We start from the raw sequence: 16,383 nt of genomic DNA, 5'->3' as shown, positions 1-16,383 counted from the left end.
CGCGCCCATGAATGAGCTTGCTGGCAAACACATTGTTCTGGGACTGAGCGGAGGCGTGGCTTGCTACAAGTCGGCCGATTTGTGCCGCCAGCTCATCAAGGAGGGCGCCACCGTGCAGGTGGTGATGACCGAGGCGGCCGCGCAGTTCATCACGCCGGTGACCATGCAGGCCCTGTCGGGGAGGCCCGTGTACGGCTCGCAGTGGGACGCGCGCGAGCCCAACAACATGCCCCACATCAACCTGAGCCGCGAGGCCGACGCCATCCTGATTGCGCCCTGCAGCGCCGATTTCATCGCCCGGCTCGTCGAGGGCCGATCCGACGAGCTCCTGAGCCTGCTGTGCCTGGCTCGTCCCATGGACCGCGTGCCGCTGCTGCTGGCGCCCGCCATGAACCGCGAGATGTGGGCCCACCCCGCGACCCAGCGCAACCTGGCCCAAGTCGCGAAAGACGGCGCCCGGGTGCTCGGCGTGGGCAACGGCGACCAGGCCTGTGGCGAGACGGGCGACGGCCGCATGCTCGAACCGCTGGAGCTGCTCGATGAGCTGATCGCCTTTTTCACGCCCAAGCCCCTGGCCGGGCGCAAGGTGCTGATCACGGCGGGCCCGACCTTCGAAGCCATCGACCCGGTGCGCGGCATCACCAACCTGTCGAGCGGCAAGATGGGCTTTGCCATCGCCCGCGCAGCGCGCGAAGCGGGTGCCGAGGTGACCCTGGTGGCCGGGCCCGTGCACCTGCCCACGCCGCGCGGCGTGCAGCGCATCAACGTGCAGTCGGCCCAGCAGATGCTGGCTGCGGTGATGGCGCTGGCGCCCACGTCCTCGGTGTTCATCGCCACGGCGGCCGTGGCCGACTGGCGCCCAGCCACGCAGGCCGGCGAGAAGATCAAGAAGGACGGCTCGGGCCAGACCCCGACGCTGGCGTTCGTGGAGAACCCCGACATCCTGGCCACCGTGGCCCGGTTGCCCGAGGCGCTGTCGGGCGAACTCTACTGCGTGGGCTTTGCGGCGGAAAGCCATGACCTGCTGGCCCATGCCACGGCCAAGCGCCTGCGCAAGAAAATTCCGCTGCTGGTGGGCAATATCGGCCCCGCCACCTTCGGCCAGGACGACAATGCCCTGTTGCTGGTGGACGAGCATGGCCACCGCGAACTGCCCCTGGCCTCCAAGCGCTCGCTGGCGCAGGGCTTGGTTGCCGAGGTGGCTGCGCGCTTGCCCGTGCGGCACGGCTGATTTTTTTTCGCCCCATTTTCTTCACCCTGCCGGGAGGCCTTATGACGATGCACTCGATCAAGCCCGAATGGGACACCCCGCCCAACGGCGACTTTGCCAGCTATGTGGAGCGGTTGAGCGCCTCCCAGGCGCTGCAGTCGGGGCGGGCGCAGGCGGCCCATTCCGCGCAGGTCACGCAGCAGCATGCATTGCCCGGCGGCGTTGCGCCCGGGTCCGCGCAGGCGGCCGCCCGCCAGGGCGGCGCCAGCCCGGCGCCGCTGGCCGTGGCCTTGCCGCCCGATCTGCTGAAAGTGGTCGCGCCCTTCATCGGCCTGGTGCGCATCGCCCGCACCCTGCTGGCCGTGATCGCCGCGGTGCATGCGCTCACGCTGCTGATGGCGGGTCAGGGCTCATGGTTCGTCTTGGCGGTGATGGCCGGCCTGTGGTGGTTCATGGGCATTGTGGTCAATGCCGCGTCGGCAGGCACCGTGGTGGTACTGCCCGCGGCCGTGAAGGAGCGCCAGCGGCAAGCAGCCCAGCAGCGCAAGACAGGAAACAAGAAGTGAAGATTGACGTCAAGATTCTCGACCCGCGCATGGCGGACCAGTTGCCCACCTACGCCACACCCGGCAGCGCGGGGCTCGACCTGCGGGCCTGCCTGGATGCGCCGCTCACCCTTGAACCCAATGCCTGGCAACTGGTGCCCACGGGCATTTCCATCTACCTCAAGGACCCCGGCTACGCCGCACTGATCCTGCCGCGCTCGGGCCTGGGGCACAAGCACGGCATCGTGCTGGGCAACCTGGTGGGCCTGATCGACAGCGACTACCAGGGGCAGCTCATGGTGAGCGCCTGGAACCGCAGCAGCACGGCCTTCACGCTCGAGCCCATGGAGCGGCTGGCGCAACTGGTCATCGTGCCGGTAGTTCAGGCGCAGTTCAATGTGGTCAGCGAATTCCCTGCCAGCGAGCGCGGCGAGGGGGGCTACGGCTCCACCGGCAAGGCCTGAGAGGCTGAGAATCTTTCGTCCATGCCCGCCTTGCACGCCAAAACCCCCCGGCTCGTCGTTACAAATGCTCGCCATAGCCCGCGCTATGGCTGTGCTTTGCGCCTAGATCCGAGGCGTTGTGACGCGCACTTCGGTCACGGCCAAAAAATTCCCAGCCTCTGACCCACGCAGCATTTGTAATCTGCTGAACAAACGCTTACTGGCGGCTCGGCAGGCTGCCTATCCTGTAGGTGACGACTGACGCTACCGGGGTGCGCGGCCTGACGCAGTCACCCGCTGCATGATGGCGTGGCGCGCGAACCCCTGGTGCTTCAATCTCACCATTGCCTGGCGGTGAACGCTGCGGTCCTGCAGCGATCCGCCTGGCGAGATTCATTCCAGGAGATCTGCCATGACCCCAATCACCCGTATCGCCACGCTGACCGGCTCCCTCGTCCTCATCGGCAGCCTTGCCGCCTGCGGAGCGCCTCCCCGTTCGGAGGAATACTATGCCGGCGGCGGCTACACCACCAGCGCGCCCGCGCCCGTCTACCATTCGTCCAACCCGGTTCCTACCGAGTTCGGCCGCGTGGCCAACATCGAGACGACTCAGACCCAGGGTTCGGGCCGCACGTCGGGTGCTGGTGCCGTGATTGGTGCCGTGGTCGGCGGCGTACTGGGCAATGCGGTCGGCGGCGGCTCGGGCCGCGCCGCTGCCACCGCCGTGGGTGTGCTGGGTGGTGCCGTGGCCGGCAATGCCGTGGAGCGCCGCAACAACAGTGGCGAGTACATCGGCTACCGCGTCTCGATCCAGTTGGACCAGGGCGGTTACCGCGCCTATGACGTGCCTACGCCCGGCGATCTGCGCATCGGTGACCGCGTACGCGTGTACGACGGCCAGATCCAGCGCATCTAAACCCTTCGCCATGCAAAACGGGCCCTCCAGAGGGCCCGTTTTTTTTTGAGTTTGGAGGATCAGTGCAGCAGGTCGTTGCCGGGTGCCTGGGGCTGGACGCGGAAGAACCCGGTTCCCGCGCTGCCCTGGCCGATTTCGTCCTCGGTCGCTTCGCGCACCGACTGCACCGTGAGCTGCAGGCGCAGCGCAATGCCGGCCAGCGGGTGGTTGCCGTCCAGCACCACATGCTCGGGGTAGATTTCGGCCACCGTGTAGAGCACGTCGCGCGGCGCGTCGGGGTTCACGCCTTCGGGCAGGGCCGCGCCATCGAAGGTCATGCCTTCCTCGATTTCCTGCGGGAACAGCGAGCGCGGCTCCAGGAACAGCAACTGGTCGTTGAAGTCCCCAAAGGCATCTTCGGGTTCCAGGTGCAGCGCCACCGAGGCACCCGCACTGTGGCCCTGCAGGGCCTCCTCGATACGGGGCAGGAGGTCATCGCCTCCCACCAGGAACTCCACCGGCTCGTCGAGCACATCGAGTTCCTCGCCCAGGGTGTCTTTGAGGATCCAGGTCAAAGCGACCACACATTGTTCGGTAATTTCCATAGGAGAATTGTCGCAGTTTGACCAACCGCCCTGCCAAGGGCCGCACAGTACCCATGGACGCCCACCAACCCCTGACCCTTCTGGGCGGACTCACACCGGCCCAGTTCATGCGCCGCCACTGGCAAAAAAAGCCGCTGCTGGTGCGCCAGGCCATCCCGGGCTTCGTGCCACCGGTGCAGCGTGCCGAGCTGTTCGACCTGGCCGGCCAGGACGGCGTGGAGTCGCGCCTGGTGCAGCAGCTGCGTGGCGCCTGGAAGCTGCGCCAGGGGCCGCTCCCGCGCCGCGCGTTGCCCTCGCTCAAGCAGCCCGACTGGACGCTGCTGGTGCAGGGCGTGGACCTGCACAAGCAGGGCGTACACGCGCTGATGCAGCAGTTCCGTTTCGTGCCCGAGGCGCGCCTGGACGACCTCATGATCAGCTATGCCAGCGACGGTGGCGGTGTGGGCCCGCACTTCGACAGCTACGACGTGTTCCTGCTGCAGGCCCATGGCCGGCGGCGCTGGCGCATCGGCCGCCAGAAGGACCTCACGCTCAAGGACGGCATCCCGCTCAAGGTGCTGGCGCAGTTCGAGCCCGAGGAGGAGTTCGTGCTCGAGCCCGGCGACATGCTCTACCTGCCGCCGCGCTATGCCCACGACGGCATCGCCGAGGGCGAGTGCATGACCTATTCGATCGGCTTTCGCGCGCCAGCGCGGGCCGAGCTGGCCAACGAGCTGCTGGTGCGCCTGACCGAAGAGGCCGAGGAGGGTGACGCCCGCGTGCTCTACCGCGACCCGCGCCAGGAGGCGGTGGAGCAGCCCGCCGCCATTCCGGCCAGCCTGCAGGACTTCGCGCGCGAGGCGCTGGCCCGGGCCCTGGCCGAACCGCTGGCGCTGGAGCGGGCCCTGGGCGAGTACCTGACCGAGCCCAAGCCCAGTGTCTGGTTCGATCCCGACGCATCCGGCGCCATGATCGAAGGGGTGGTGCTGGACCGCCGCACCCGCATGATGTATGACGCGCAGCATGTGTTCATCAACGGCGAGAGCTACCGTGCCGCTGGCCGCGATGCCACGCTGATGCGGCGCCTGGCCGACCACCGGCGCCTGTCCGAGCGCGAGCTGGCGCGGGCCAGCGACGATGCGCTCGAGCTGATATCGTCCTGGTGCGATGCAGGATGGGCCCATTCCGATACCGAGGAACCACAGGAGGATTGACCGTGACGCAGGATCCGAGCACCCCACCGTCTGACGTTTCGCCGGTCGAGCTGCCTTCGGGCCGCTTCGCCAGCCGCGAGACCTTCATTCAACTGGTGCGCGATGCGCTGGCCACGGCGGCGCGCGACGGCTGGGGGGAGATCGTGGTCAGCGACGCCAACTTCCATGACTGGCCGCTCGGCGAGCGGGCCGTGGTGGAGTCGCTGCAGAACTGGGCCCGCACGGGCCGGCGCTTCACCATGCTGGCCGGCTCCTACGACGAGGTGATCCGCCGCCATGCGCGCTTCGTGCGCTGGCGTGGCACCTGGGACCACATCATCACCTGCCGGCGCGCCGGATCGGCCGACCCGCTGGGCATTCCCAGTGTGCTATGGTCGCCGCAATGGGTGATGCACCGCCTGGACCCCGAGCGCTGTGTGGGCATCACGGGCAGCGAGCCTGATCGCCGTGTGCTGGTGCGTGAAACGCTCAACGACTGGGTGCACGGAAAAAGTGCCCCGGGCTTCCCCGCCTCTACCCTGGGCCTGTAGGACAAGCGCCCGACTTGGTGTTTCCAGGCCTTGCACCATGTGAAGGCACGGTAAACCTTGCATCGGTGTTAGTCAGTATTGACTAAATGCCAATATAATCGGCGGCTGCGCCGAAATGGTGCTACTCAAGTGCACTGTGCCAATGCGCAAAGGCTTTTTTGGAGCCGGGCGCTGTGGCTTTTCAAGATTCTGTCTGTCCCAACTAGGAAAAATCGCAATGAAGAACTCTCTCGTTCTGGCCGCCCTGATCGCTGCTGCTGCCCTCGCCGCTTGTGGCAAGAAGGAAGAACCCGCTCCAGCACCTGCACCAGCACCCGTGGTGGTTCCAGCTCCTGCTGCTGATCCAGCACCAGCTGCTGCCGCTTCCGAAGCAGCTTCTGCCGCTTCGGACGCCGCTGCCGCTGCCAACGCTGCTGCCACGGCTGCTACCGCTGCTGCCAGCGCTGCTTCGAACTAAGCACCGACCTGACCGGGGTCGCGCCCAGGCGCCGGCCCCTGGTTCGGAAGCCCTGCCCTCGCAAGAGAGCAGGGTTTTTTTTCGCCCGCCCCCTGTCCGCCAGGGTGCGGCTATGGCCGCTCAGAAAAGCGAGGTCGGCAAGGGCGGCGGCGAGAGAGGCCCCACGGGTGCAGGCTGCTCGCCCACCGTCAGCCAGCCCGTCCCTTGGGCCTGGTCGGCCACGGCGATGAGCTCGGGCGCCCACTGCAGTGCGCCTGCAAGCGCCTGGCGGGCCAGTTCGGGTGTGTTGTTGCGTGCGCTCAGGTGGGCGGCCACCACCCATTTGAGGCCGTCATGCCGCACCGCCTGCACGATGGCGGCCGTGGCCTGGTTGGCCAGGTGGCCATAGGCGCCGCCCACGCGGCGCTTGAGGAAGGCCGGGTAGGCCGATGCCGCCAGCAGGTCCGGGTCGTGGTTGGCCTCGATGAACAGGGCGTGGCAACCTGCCACCTGCTGCAGCACATGGGGCGTGGCATGGCCCAGGTCGGTGAGCAGGGCCAGGTCGTGGGCGCCGTCGGTGCAGCGCAGTTGCAGGGGTTCGCGCGCATCGTGCGGCACGGTGAAGGGGCGGATGGACAGCGGGCCCAGCTCGATGGCCTGCATGTCGCAGGCGAGCTGCAGCAGGCCGTCGAAATCCGGTGCGCCGATGGCCATGTGCGTGCCCTGGCTCATCCACACCGGAATGCGGTGGCGCAGGGCCAGCGTATGCGTGCAGCCGATGTGGTCCGAATGCTCGTGGGTGATGAAAACGCCGTCGATCTGCCCGATCTGCAGGCCGGCCGCGGAGAGGCGGGTTTCGAGCTGGCGTATGCCCAGCCCGCAGTCGACCAGCAGCCGGCGCGTGTGCAGGCCGTCGCTGGCCTCCACGAGGGTGGCATTGCCGGCGCTGCCGCTGGCGAGGTTCTTCAAACGCAGCATCTTGAAATGCATTGCGCCTGGGCCCCACCCCGCGGGGTGGCGTCCAGGCGCAACAAGTGGGGATCTTCTTGCTGGGGGCTTACTTGAGCTCGTCCGCAATCACGCGCACGATGCGCTCGGCGTTGGCCGAGGATTCGGGCGTGCCGCCCTCGTTGAGCACCGACACGGTGGTCGATTCACCCTGGCTGCGCACCACGATGCGGTACTTGAGCGGTGGCACGGCAGCCGGCGAGCGGCTGAACAGCTTGCCGAAGAAGCCGGCGTCCTTCTTGTCGGCATTGGGGGCCACGTAGCGCACGAAGTACACGCCCTCGTTGCGGTTGCGGTCTTCCACGGTGAAGCCGGTGCGGTCCAGGGCCACGCCGACACGGCGCCAGGCACGGTCGAAGCCTTCGTTCAACTGCACCACGGGCACGCTGTTCACCGTGGTCACGGTGGCCGATTGCGCCACGGGTGCGGCGGCGGCCACGACGGCCTTGGATTGCTCCTGGCTCACGCCCAGCCTGACCATCAGGCGGCGCAGGAATTCGGTTTCCAGCTCGGGGTCGGCCGCACGGGGCTGCCAGACGGTCTGGTCCTTGGTGGTGTTGCTGTAGACCTCGACCATGCCGCGGTGCGTGATGTAGACCTCGGTGCCCCCTGCGGCATTGCGTTCCAGGCGGGTGCGGAAGCGGTCACGCTCACCCGTGGAGTACAGCGAGTCGATCACCTTGCCCAGCGTCGAGCGGATCAGGTCCTGCGGCAGCTTGGCGCGGTTTTCGGCCCAGTCGGTTTCCATGATGCCCAGGTTGGCCTGGTCCAGGTCGAGCGTGAAACCGTTCTCCAGCCAGAAGTCGCGCACGGGCTCCCACAGCTTGTCAGCGGGGCGGTCGATCACCAGCCAGCGCTTGTTGCCCTCGCGCTGGATGCGCACGTCGCCCAGTTGCGCGGCGGCCGCGTTGGCCGTGCCCGAAGGCTGGGCCGCCTGGCTGGCCTGCAGGGCCGCGGCCGACACGGCACCGCCCGGCACGTTGTAGCGGGAGTCGCGCGAGAGCTGCGTAAGGTCCGGAGGCACCTCCAGCGTGGAGCCCTTGGCGGCGCTCTTGTAGTCGATCTTGTCGCCTTCGAGGGCGGAGCAGGCAGACAGGGCCAGGGCGAGGGCCAGCAGGCCCGCTCGGGTAGTAACAGCGTTCACGCGGAATTCCTTGGAGTGTCAGGGTTCGGGCGCAGCCCGGGTTAGATCAGGCTGGCGGAGCGCAGGGCCGCCTCGACCACGGCTTCATTGGCCTGGGTCAGCGGGGTCATGGGCAGGCGCAGTGTGCCACCGCACAGGCCCATGCGGGCCACGGCCCACTTCACGGGAATGGGGTTGGCTTCGACGAAGAGCTGCTTGTGCACAGGCATCAGCTGGAACTGGATTTCCATGGCGCGCTGCACGTTGCCGGCAATCGCCGCCACGCACAGCTCGTGCATCAGGCGCGGGGCCACGTTGGCCGTCACGCTCACGTTGCCATGGCCGCCGCACAGCATCAGCGCCACGGCGGTCGGATCGTCGCCCGAGTAGATGCCAAAGCCCTTGGGGGCTTCGCGGATCAGCCACTGCGCGCGCTCGATGTTGCCCGTGGCTTCCTTGATGCCGATGATGCCGGGCACCTGGGCCAGGCGCAGCACGGTGTCGTGCTGCATGTCGGCCACGGAGCGACCGGGCACGTTGTACAAGATGGTGGGCAGGTCGCCCACGGCCTCGGCAATGGCCTTGAAATGCTGGTACTGGCCCTCTTGCGTGGGCTTGTTGTAGTAGGGCACGACCTGCAATTGCGTGTCGGCGCCCACCTTCTTGGCGAAACGCGCCAGCTCGATGGCCTCGGCCGTGGAGTTGGCGCCGCAGCCGGCCATGATGGGCACGCGCTTGGCGGCCTGCTCCACGGACACACGGATGATCTCGCAGTGCTCCTCCACGTTCACCGTGGGCGATTCGCCCGTGGTGCCCACGACACCGATGCAGTCGGTGCCTTCGGCGATGTGCCAGTCGATCAGTTTGCGCAGCGCAGGGTAGTCGACGCTACCGTCCTCATGCAAGGGGGTGACGAGGGCGACGATGCTGCCAGTGAGTGGCACTAAGGAAGATGTCATGTCCGCAGTGGTGAACGGGATAAAAGAGCATTCTAACTAGCCGGACTGGCCAGCAGATGTCTTGAGGGTGCCCCGGCGTCCGCAAGTTCCCTGATGGCCGTGATGCGCTGCACGAAACGCGCGGGTTCTTCGAGGAAGCCGTCCTCGTAGGCCACGGTGCGCAGGCTGCGGCAGGCGGCCAGCAATTCACCGGGCTGCAGCAAAAATTCGGGCCGCGCGGGGCGTCCCACCGTTTCGTTACCGTGTGCAAAGGTCTCGTAGACCAGTACGCCCCCTGGCGCCAAGCTGGCCAGCAGGGTGGGAAACAGCGGCCGCCACAGGTAATTGGTGACCACCACGGCGCCAAACTGCCGCCCGGCAAAGGGCCAGGGGCCGTTTTCGAGGTCGGCGCAGACCATCTCCCCGAACGGGGCGCCTGCGGCCACGGCCTCGGGGGAGCGGTCTACCCCCACCACGCTGTGGCCCAGGCCGTGCAGCCAGCGCAGGTGGCGCCCGGCGCCGCAGGCCACGTCGAGCACGGTGCTCTGGGGTGCGATCAGGGCCGACCAGCGGCGTACCCAGTCCGAGGGCTTGTCAGATCCATGCATGGGCAATCAGAAGCAGTTCCACACCTGGTCGGCCAGCATCACCATGAATTCGGGCACGGTGTACATGGCAAACACGGCCAGGCAAGCCAGGATGGCCACCGCCCAGGCCAGCACCCGCCACACCAGCGGCAGGGCCGGGGTGCGGTGGGGAGCAGGGTCGGGGGCGGCTTGCATGGTGATGGGGTGCAAAGGTTCAGGCCGCCATCATGCCGGCACGGGCGCCGCGCGCTGGATAGGGCTTTCCTTGACGGGCAGGTTCACCAGGGCGGCGAACACCCCGAGCGCAATGGCGATGTACCAGACGATGTCGTAGCTGCCCGTGGCGTCGTACAGGTAGCCGCCCAGCCAGACGCCCAGGAAGCTGCCGATCTGGTGGCTGAAGAACACGAAGCCGCCCAGCATGGACAGGTGCTGCACGCCGAAGATCTGGGCAATGGTGGCATTGGTCGGCGGAATGGTGGACAGCCACAGCGTGCCCATCACGGCCGAGAAGATGTACACCGAGGCCGGCGACAGCGGCACCACGAGGAACACTGCAATGGCTATCGCCCGCGCAAAGTAGATGAAGGCCAGGATGTAGCGCTTTTGCAGGCGCTGGCCCAGGGTGCCGGCGATGTAGGTGCCGAACACATTGAACAGGCCGATCAGCGCCAGCGCGTAGCTGGCCACCTGGGGCGACAGGCCATGGTCCTTGAGGTAGCTGGGCATGTGTACGCCGATGAACACCACCTGGAAGCCGCAGACGAAGTAGCCCGCCATCAGCAGCGAGAAGCTCGGGTAGCGGAAGGCCTCGAACAGCGCCTGGGCGATGGTCTGGTCGCGCTTGGGAGGTGCTGCGCCCTTGAAGCCTGGCTCGCGCAGGCCGAACGCCAGGGGCACGATGAGCAGCACCGCCAGCGACAGCGCCAGCAGCGCCTGCTGCCAGCCGAAACTGGCGATCAGCCAGCCTTCCATGGGCACCATCAGGAACTGGCCGAAGGAGCCGGCCGCTGCCGCCACGCCCATGGCCCAGGAGCGTTTTTCGGGGGCGATCTGGCGGCCCAGCACGCCATAGATCACCGCGTAGGTGGTGCCTGCCTGGGCGGCGCCGATCAGCACGCCCGCGGTCAGCGCGAACAGCAGCGGCGTGGGCGACAGGGCCATGCCGGCCAGGCCCGCCGCATACAGGGCGGCGCCGGCCAGCAGCACGCGGAAGGCACCGAAGCGGTCGGCCGCCATGCCGGCAAAGATGCCGATCAGGCCCCAGGAGAGGTTCTGGATGGCGATGGCCAGGGCAAAGGACTGGCGCGTCCAGCCCATTTCCTGGGTGATGGGCAGCAGCCACAGGCCAAAGCCGTGGCGGATGCCCATGGACAGGGTCACGATGGCCGCGCCGCACGCGAGCACCTGGAACATGGACAGTTTCGGAGGATGCATAGACATGCGCAGAATGTAGCCAGATTGGCCACAATCTGCCCGCACACCACCGAACAGTACAGTTGAAGGCAGTGGAGCTGTATTTTTATCCAGTCTTTGCTGCGCCGCACTACAATCCGCCGCATGTCTGCCAAACCGTCTCCCGTCTCCGCCAGCGAATATTCCGAAGGCTCGATCCGCGTGCTCAAGGGCCTGGAGCCCGTCAAGCAGCGCCCGGGCATGTACACCCGCACCGACAACCCCCTGCACATCATCCAGGAGGTGCTGGACAACGCCGCCGACGAGGCGCTGGCCGGCCATGGCAAGAAGATCAAGGTCACGCTGCACACCGACGGCTCGGTCAGCATCGAGGACGATGGGCGCGGCATCCCCTTCGGCATGCACCCTGAAGAGAACGCCCCGGTGATCGAGCTGGTGTTCACGCGTCTGCACGCAGGCGGCAAGTTCGACAAGGGCAAGGGCGGCGCCTACAGCTTCTCGGGCGGCCTGCACGGCGTGGGCGTGAGCGTGACCAATGCGCTGGCCACCCGCCTGGAAGTGAGCAGCCACCGCGAGGGCAAGGTCGCCCGGCTGGTGTTCTCGGCCGGCGACGTGGTCGAGCCCCTGGTGACCCGCGCGCTCGAAGCCGGTGAGCGCAAGCAGGGCACGACCGTACGCGCCTGGCCCGATGCCAAGTATTTCGAGTCGAGCGCGCTGCCCATGGGCGAGCTCACCCACCTGTTGCGCAGCAAGGCGGTTCTCATGCCCGGCGTGTCGGTGACGCTGGTCAACGAGAAGACGCGCGACACCCAGACCTGGCAGTACAAGGGCGGCCTGCGCGACTACCTGATGCAGACGCTCAACGGTGACCCGGTGATCCCGCTGTTCGAGGGCGAAGGCTTTGCCGACCGCCACAACGAGAGCTTTGCCGAGGGGGAGGGCGCATCCTGGTGCGTGGCCTTCACCGAAGACGGCCAGCCCGTGCGCGAGAGCTACGTCAACCTGATCCCCACGAGCGCCGGCGGCACCCACGAAAGCGGACTGCGCGATGGCCTGTTCAATGCCGTCAAGAGCTTCATCGAGCTGCACAGCCTGCTGCCCAAGGGCGTGAAGCTGTTGCCCGAGGACGTGTTTGCCCGCGCCAGCTACGTGCTGTCGGCCAAGGTGCTGGACCCGCAGTTCCAGGGCCAGATCAAGGAGCGGTTGAACTCGCGCGACGCGGTGCGCCTGGTGTCGGGCTTCGTGCGCCCGGCGCTCGAACTGTGGCTCAACCAGCACGTCGATTACGGCAAGAAGCTGGCCGAGCTGGCCATCAAGGCCGCGCAAACGCGCCAGAAGGCTGGCCAGAAGGTCGAAAAGCGCAAGGGCTCGGGCGTGGCGGTGCTGCCCGGCAAGCTCACCGACTGCGAAAGCAAGGACATCGCCCACAACGAAGTCTTCCTGGTCGAGGGCGACTCGGCCGGCGGCAGCGCCAAGATGGGCCGCGACAAGGAAAGCCAGGCCATCCTGCCGCTGCGCGGCAAGGTGCTCAACACCTGGGAGGTGGAGCGCGACCGCCTGTTTGCCAACAACGAGATCCACGACATCTCGGTGGCCATCGGCGTGGACCCGCATGGCCCCAACGACACGCCCGACCTCTCGGGCCTGCGCTACGGCAAGGTCTGCATCCTCTCGGACGCCGACGTGGATGGCTCGCACATCCAGGTGCTGCTGCTCACGCTGTTCTTCCGCCACTTCCCCAAGCTCATCGAGACCGGCCATATCTACGTGGCGCGCCCCCCGCTGTTCCGCGTGGACGTGCCCGCGCGCGGCAAGAAGCCCGCCGCCAAGATGTATGCGCTGGACGACGGCGAGCTCACCGCCATCCTCGACAAGTGCGCCAAGGACGGCGTGGCGCGTGAAAAATGCCAGATCAGCCGCTTCAAGGGCCTGGGCGAGATGAACGCCGAGCAGCTGTGGGAAACCACGCTCAACCCCGACACCCGCCGCCTGCTGCCAGTGCAGCTGGGCGACATGGACTTCGCCCAGACCGAGGACCTGATCACCAAGCTCATGGGCAAGGGCGAGGCAGCCTCGCGGCGCGAGCTGATGGAACTGCACGGCGATGCGGTCGAAATCGACATCTGAGCGGTTGCGACTGCTGTGCGCGGGCCTCTTGCTGGGCCTGGTGCAGACGGCCGCCCATGCCGACCTGTGGGCCTATGTCGATCCGCGCGGGGTGACGCATTTCGCGCCCGAGCAGGTGGATGCCAACTACCAGTTGTTCTTCAAGGGCAACGAGTTCGATTCCACGCGCGACGCGCCCGTCGGTGCGGCCACCTTGCCCCATGCCCTGCCGCCCGCCGGGGCCCGGCTGCTGGCCTTCTTCGACATCGCGCCGGACTACAAGCGCGTCAAGCACCACCTGCGCGCCGCCGCCGCCAAGCACGAGGTGGACTACGAGTTGCTGCAGGCGCTGATCGCGACGGAGTCGGGCTTCGATGCCGATGCCGTGTCGCCCAAGGGGGCTGTGGGCCTCATGCAGGTGATGCCGGCCACGGCCACCCGCTTTGGCGTGAGCGCCGATGCCAAGCGCTCGGTCGAGAAGAAACTTGCCGACCCGGCGGTGAACGTGCCCACCGGCACCCGCTACCTGCGCCACCTGCTCGACCTGTTTCCCGAGCGCCTGGACCTGGCGCTGGCCGCCTACAACGCGGGCGAGGGTGCGGTGCAGCGCGCGGGCAACCAGATCCCGGCCTACAAGGAAACGCAGAACTACGTGCGTACCGTGATGGGCCTGTATACGCAGCTCAAGCCGCCGGCGCCCGTGAAGGCGCAGCGCGCCGTCTCCGGCCGCGTGCGCATGGAGCTCTCGGGCGGCGCCCTGAACCGGGGCAACCTTCCGCCCGCCCGCGTGGCGCAGACGCCCGCAATGACCGAACCTCCTGAATCCAGCAAGAACGAATGAGCGACCAACCCACTCTCGATTTTCCGGCCTCCGATGACGGCGGCGATTCCCTGGGCCTGGCCGGCTATGCCCAGCGCGCCTACCTGGAGTACGCGCTCTCGGTCGTCAAGGGCCGTGCGCTGCCCGACGTATGCGATGGCCTCAAGCCCGTGCAGCGGCGCATCCTGTACTCCATGGACCGCATGGGCCTGGGTTACAGCGGCCCTGCGCGCAACACGGCGGCCAAGCCGGTCAAGAGCGCTCGCGTGGTAGGCGACGTGCTGGGCCGCTTCCACCCGCACGGCGACCAGTCGGCCTATGACGCGCTGGTGCGCATGGCGCAGGACTTCGCCCAGCGCTACCCGCTGATCGACGGCCAGGGCAACTTCGGCAGCCGCGATGGCGATGGCGCCGCGGCCATGCGCTACACCGAGGCGCGCCTGTCGCGCATCACCAGCCTGCTGCTCGACGAGATCGACGAGGGCACGGTCGACTTCATGCCCAACTACGACGGCTCCACCACCGAGCCGCGCCAGTTGCCCGCACGCCTGCCGTTCGCGCTGCTCAACGGCGCCAGCGGCATCGCCGTGGGCCTGGCCACCGAGATCCCGAGCCACAACCTGCGCGAGATCGCGGATGCCTGCGTGGCGCTGATCAAGACGCCCGCGCTCTCGCAGGAAGACCTGCTGGCGCTGGTGCCCGGCCCCGACTACCCGGGTGGTGGGCAGATCATCAGCGCTGCGTCCGATATCGCCGATGCCTACCGCACCGGTCGCGGCAGCCTCAAGGTGCGCGCGCGCTGGAAGATCGAGGACCTGGCGCGCGGCCAGTGGCAACTGGTGGTCAACGAGCTGCCGCCGGGCGTGAGCTCGCAGAAGGTGCTCGAAGAGATCGAGGAAATCACCAACCCCAAGGTCAAGGCCGGCAAGAAGGCGCTGAGCCAGGACCAGACCCAGCTCAAGGCCAGCATGCTGGCCGTGCTGGACGTGGTGCGCGACGAATCGAGCAAGGACGCGCCGGTACGCCTGGTGTTCGAGCCCAAGACCGGCAAGACACCGCAGCAGGAGCTGATCACCGCACTGCTGGCGCACACCAGCCTGGAGACCTCGGCCCCGATCAACCTGACCATGGTGGGCCTGGACGGCCGGCCGGTGCAGAAGTCGCTGCGCCTGATGCTGGAGGAGTGGATCTCCTTCCGCCAGAGCACCATTACCCGCCGCTCGCAGCACCGCCTGGGCAAGGTGCTGGACCGCATCCACATCCTCGAAGGGCGGCAGCTCGTGCTGCTCAACATCGATGAAGTGATCGCCATCATCCGCCAGTCCGACGATCCCAAGGCCGCGCTGATCGCCCGCTTTTCATTGAGCGACCGCCAGGCCGAGGACATCCTGGAACTCCGCCTGCGCCAGCTGGCCCGGCTCGAAGCCATCAAGATCGAGCAGGATCTCAAGGACCTGCGCGACAGCCAAAGCAAGCTCGAAGACATCCTGAACAACCCCGGCTCGCTGCGCCGCCTGATGGTCAAGGAGATCGAGGCCGACGCCAAGACCTTCGCCGACCCGCGCCGCACGCTGATCCAGGCCGAAAAGAAGGCCGTGGCCGAAGTCAAGGTGGTCGATGAGCCGGTGACCGTGATCGTCTCGCAAAAAGGCTGGGTGCGCGCGCGTACCGGCCATGGACACGAGGCGGCGAGCTTCGCCTTCAAGGCCGGCGACGGGCTCTACCGCACCTTCGAGTGCCGCACGGTCGACACCCTGCTGGCCTTTGGCAGCAACGGCCGGGTGTACTCGGTGCCGGTGTCGGTGCTTCCGGGCGCGCGCGGCGATGGCCAGCCCGTGACCACGCTGATCGAGCTCGAATCGGGCACGCAGCTCTTGCACTACTTCGCCGGCCCGGCCAGTGCCAGCCTGCTGCTGTCCAACTCGGGCGGCTACGGCTTTCTGGCCTCGGTGGAGAACATGGTCTCGCGCCAGAAGGGCGGCAAGGCCTTTCTCACGCTGGGCGAGGGCGAAACCGTGTGTCCGCCTTCGCATGCAGCGGGCAGCACCGGCGGCCAGCCGCTGGCGCCGGCCACACACGTGGCCTGCGCATCGGCGGGCGGACGCATCCTGACCTTCGAGATCGCCGAACTCAAGACCATGGCCAATGGCGGGCGCGGCCTGATGCTGATCGACCTGGAGCCCAAGGACACCCTGGCCGGCGCGGCGGCCTACACGCGCAGCATCCGCATCGACGGCATCGGCCGGGGCGGCAAGGAGCGCGACGAGACGCTGGAGATCCGCTCGCTCAACAACGCCCGGGCCGCCCGGGGCCGCAAGGGCAAGGCGGCCGACCTGGGGTTCAAGCCGGCATCGGTGACCCGCGTGGAATAGCCGCTCCCCCTGCCAACCGCCACGAAGCCACCCACCGGGTGGCTTTTTTGTGCCCCGCAGCATTCCACGGGTTGCTACGGATTGGACGAAAGGACGGAACGGGCGCACCATATGTAAAGAAGTGTCTGCAATGGCGCCAGCCGTGGGTCTCGCCCC

The 16,383-nt window shown here is 67.5% G+C and carries 17 protein-coding genes; 10 read left to right on the top strand and 7 right to left on the bottom strand.

Going from position 1 to position 16,383, the window contains the following annotated elements:
* Positions 1-7 precede the first annotated feature (7 nt).
* The 4 genes from coaBC to AC0IZS_RS00730 all read left to right on the top strand — a co-directional run bounded on the left by coaBC (position 8) and on the right by AC0IZS_RS00730 (position 3,114).
* Positions 8-1,231, top strand: coding sequence for a bifunctional phosphopantothenoylcysteine decarboxylase/phosphopantothenate--cysteine ligase CoaBC (gene coaBC, locus AC0IZS_RS00745; RefSeq protein ID WP_471633897.1), 1,224 nt, complete (start codon positions 8-10; stop codon positions 1,229-1,231).
* A 41-nt stretch (positions 1,232-1,272) separates the two neighbouring features.
* On the top strand, positions 1,273-1,776 hold the full coding sequence (locus AC0IZS_RS00740; protein WP_057202255.1) for a hypothetical protein: 504 nt from the start codon (positions 1,273-1,275) through the stop codon (positions 1,774-1,776).
* Positions 1,773-2,219: a dUTP diphosphatase gene (dut, locus tag AC0IZS_RS00735; protein ID WP_322595957.1), complete on the top strand. Its 447-nt coding sequence runs from the start codon at positions 1,773-1,775 to the stop codon at positions 2,217-2,219. Before AC0IZS_RS00740 ends, dut begins: the two co-directional genes overlap by 4 nt.
* Before the next feature lie 391 nt (positions 2,220-2,610).
* Entirely contained in the window at positions 2,611-3,114 is a 504-nt protein-coding gene (locus tag AC0IZS_RS00730) for an outer membrane lipoprotein (RefSeq protein ID WP_471633896.1), read from the top strand.
* 59 nt (positions 3,115-3,173) lie between these two features.
* On the opposite strand, the gene AC0IZS_RS00725 is transcribed toward AC0IZS_RS00730, so the two are convergent.
* Positions 3,174-3,698 (bottom strand): FKBP-type peptidyl-prolyl cis-trans isomerase, encoded by a 525-nt coding sequence (locus AC0IZS_RS00725; protein ID WP_057202261.1) that lies wholly within the window; start codon positions 3,696-3,698, stop codon positions 3,174-3,176.
* Positions 3,699-3,751: 53 nt separating this feature from the next.
* On the opposite strand from AC0IZS_RS00725, the gene AC0IZS_RS00720 reads away from it, so the two are divergent.
* The 3 genes from AC0IZS_RS00720 to AC0IZS_RS00710 all read left to right on the top strand — a co-directional run bounded on the left by AC0IZS_RS00720 (position 3,752) and on the right by AC0IZS_RS00710 (position 5,878).
* On the top strand, positions 3,752-4,891 hold the full coding sequence (locus tag AC0IZS_RS00720; RefSeq protein WP_471633895.1) for a JmjC domain-containing protein: 1,140 nt from the start codon (positions 3,752-3,754) through the stop codon (positions 4,889-4,891).
* A 2-nt stretch (positions 4,892-4,893) separates the two neighbouring features.
* Complete coding sequence (locus tag AC0IZS_RS00715) at positions 4,894-5,421, top strand: hypothetical protein (RefSeq protein ID WP_471633894.1); 528 nt, start codon at positions 4,894-4,896, stop codon at positions 5,419-5,421.
* 217 nt (positions 5,422-5,638) lie between these two features.
* Positions 5,639-5,878 carry a hypothetical protein gene (locus tag AC0IZS_RS00710; protein ID WP_082604143.1) on the top strand — a complete coding sequence of 80 codons (240 nt, stop codon included), beginning with the start codon at positions 5,639-5,641 and terminating at the stop codon, positions 5,876-5,878.
* A gap of 120 nt (positions 5,879-5,998) precedes the next feature.
* On the opposite strand, the gene AC0IZS_RS00705 is transcribed toward AC0IZS_RS00710, so the two are convergent.
* The 6 genes from AC0IZS_RS00705 to AC0IZS_RS00680 all read right to left on the bottom strand — a co-directional run bounded on the left by AC0IZS_RS00705 (position 5,999) and on the right by AC0IZS_RS00680 (position 10,956).
* Positions 5,999-6,835 carry an MBL fold metallo-hydrolase gene (locus tag AC0IZS_RS00705; RefSeq protein WP_471633893.1) on the bottom strand — a complete coding sequence of 279 codons (837 nt, stop codon included), beginning with the start codon at positions 6,833-6,835 and terminating at the stop codon, positions 5,999-6,001.
* Between the two features lie 79 nt (positions 6,836-6,914).
* Positions 6,915-8,009, bottom strand: a complete 1,095-nt coding sequence (gene bamC, locus AC0IZS_RS00700) for an outer membrane protein assembly factor BamC (RefSeq protein ID WP_471633892.1) — start codon at positions 8,007-8,009, stop codon at positions 6,915-6,917.
* 41 nt (positions 8,010-8,050) lie between these two features.
* Positions 8,051-8,947, bottom strand: a complete 897-nt coding sequence (gene dapA, locus AC0IZS_RS00695) for a 4-hydroxy-tetrahydrodipicolinate synthase (RefSeq protein WP_471633891.1) — start codon at positions 8,945-8,947, stop codon at positions 8,051-8,053.
* 32 nt (positions 8,948-8,979) lie between these two features.
* The gene (locus AC0IZS_RS00690; RefSeq protein ID WP_471633890.1) at positions 8,980-9,534 is read right to left on the bottom strand and encodes a class I SAM-dependent methyltransferase; all 555 of its coding nucleotides are present in this window, start codon (positions 9,532-9,534) and stop codon (positions 8,980-8,982) included.
* Positions 9,535-9,540: 6 nt separating this feature from the next.
* Entirely contained in the window at positions 9,541-9,708 is a 168-nt protein-coding gene (locus AC0IZS_RS00685; RefSeq protein ID WP_471633889.1) for a hypothetical protein, read from the bottom strand.
* A gap of 30 nt (positions 9,709-9,738) precedes the next feature.
* Positions 9,739-10,956: an MFS transporter gene (locus AC0IZS_RS00680; RefSeq protein WP_471633888.1), complete on the bottom strand. Its 1,218-nt coding sequence runs from the start codon at positions 10,954-10,956 to the stop codon at positions 9,739-9,741.
* A gap of 117 nt (positions 10,957-11,073) precedes the next feature.
* On the opposite strand from AC0IZS_RS00680, the gene AC0IZS_RS00675 reads away from it, so the two are divergent.
* The 3 genes from AC0IZS_RS00675 to parC are packed head-to-tail and all read left to right on the top strand — an operon-like array spanning position 11,074 to position 16,227.
* Positions 11,074-13,056 carry a DNA topoisomerase IV subunit B gene (locus tag AC0IZS_RS00675; RefSeq protein WP_471633887.1) on the top strand — a complete coding sequence of 661 codons (1,983 nt, stop codon included), beginning with the start codon at positions 11,074-11,076 and terminating at the stop codon, positions 13,054-13,056.
* On the top strand, positions 13,034-13,876 hold the full coding sequence (locus AC0IZS_RS00670) for a lytic transglycosylase domain-containing protein (protein WP_471633886.1): 843 nt from the start codon (positions 13,034-13,036) through the stop codon (positions 13,874-13,876). Before AC0IZS_RS00675 ends, AC0IZS_RS00670 begins: the two co-directional genes overlap by 23 nt.
* Positions 13,873-16,227 (top strand): DNA topoisomerase IV subunit A, encoded by a 2,355-nt coding sequence (parC, locus tag AC0IZS_RS00665; protein WP_471633885.1) that lies wholly within the window; start codon positions 13,873-13,875, stop codon positions 16,225-16,227. Before AC0IZS_RS00670 ends, parC begins: the two co-directional genes overlap by 4 nt.
* Positions 16,228-16,383 lie beyond the last annotated feature (156 nt).

This window comes from Acidovorax sp. AC410 (assembly GCF_979253235.1).
The sequence above is the reverse complement of the archived record's forward strand: the minus strand, read 5'-3'. Positions and strand labels throughout refer to the sequence as shown.

What these genes read in the sequence shown, in the direction of transcription:
- AC0IZS_RS00740 (WP_057202255.1), top strand. Translation starts at nt 1,273, where the DNA reads ATGACGATGCACTCGATCAAGCCCGAATGGGACACCCCGCCCAACGGC.
- AC0IZS_RS00720 (WP_471633895.1), top strand. Translation starts at nt 3,752, where the DNA reads ATGGACGCCCACCAACCCCTGACCCTTCTGGGCGGACTCACACCGGCC.
- dapA (WP_471633891.1), bottom strand. Translation starts at nt 8,947, where the DNA reads ATGACATCTTCCTTAGTGCCACTCACTGGCAGCATCGTCGCCCTCGTC.
- AC0IZS_RS00725 (WP_057202261.1), bottom strand. Translation starts at nt 3,698, where the DNA reads ATGGAAATTACCGAACAATGTGTGGTCGCTTTGACCTGGATCCTCAAA.
- AC0IZS_RS00675 (WP_471633887.1), top strand. Translation starts at nt 11,074, where the DNA reads ATGTCTGCCAAACCGTCTCCCGTCTCCGCCAGCGAATATTCCGAAGGC.
- AC0IZS_RS00690 (WP_471633890.1), bottom strand. Translation starts at nt 9,534, where the DNA reads ATGCATGGATCTGACAAGCCCTCGGACTGGGTACGCCGCTGGTCGGCC.
- AC0IZS_RS00670 (WP_471633886.1), top strand. Translation starts at nt 13,034, where the DNA reads ATGCGGTCGAAATCGACATCTGAGCGGTTGCGACTGCTGTGCGCGGGC.
- AC0IZS_RS00680 (WP_471633888.1), bottom strand. Translation starts at nt 10,956, where the DNA reads ATGTCTATGCATCCTCCGAAACTGTCCATGTTCCAGGTGCTCGCGTGC.
- coaBC (WP_471633897.1), top strand. Translation starts at nt 8, where the DNA reads ATGAATGAGCTTGCTGGCAAACACATTGTTCTGGGACTGAGCGGAGGC.
- AC0IZS_RS00710 (WP_082604143.1), top strand. Translation starts at nt 5,639, where the DNA reads ATGAAGAACTCTCTCGTTCTGGCCGCCCTGATCGCTGCTGCTGCCCTC.
- parC (WP_471633885.1), top strand. Translation starts at nt 13,873, where the DNA reads ATGAGCGACCAACCCACTCTCGATTTTCCGGCCTCCGATGACGGCGGC.
- AC0IZS_RS00705 (WP_471633893.1), bottom strand. Translation starts at nt 6,835, where the DNA reads ATGCTGCGTTTGAAGAACCTCGCCAGCGGCAGCGCCGGCAATGCCACC.
- AC0IZS_RS00730 (WP_471633896.1), top strand. Translation starts at nt 2,611, where the DNA reads ATGACCCCAATCACCCGTATCGCCACGCTGACCGGCTCCCTCGTCCTC.
- AC0IZS_RS00685 (WP_471633889.1), bottom strand. Translation starts at nt 9,708, where the DNA reads ATGCAAGCCGCCCCCGACCCTGCTCCCCACCGCACCCCGGCCCTGCCG.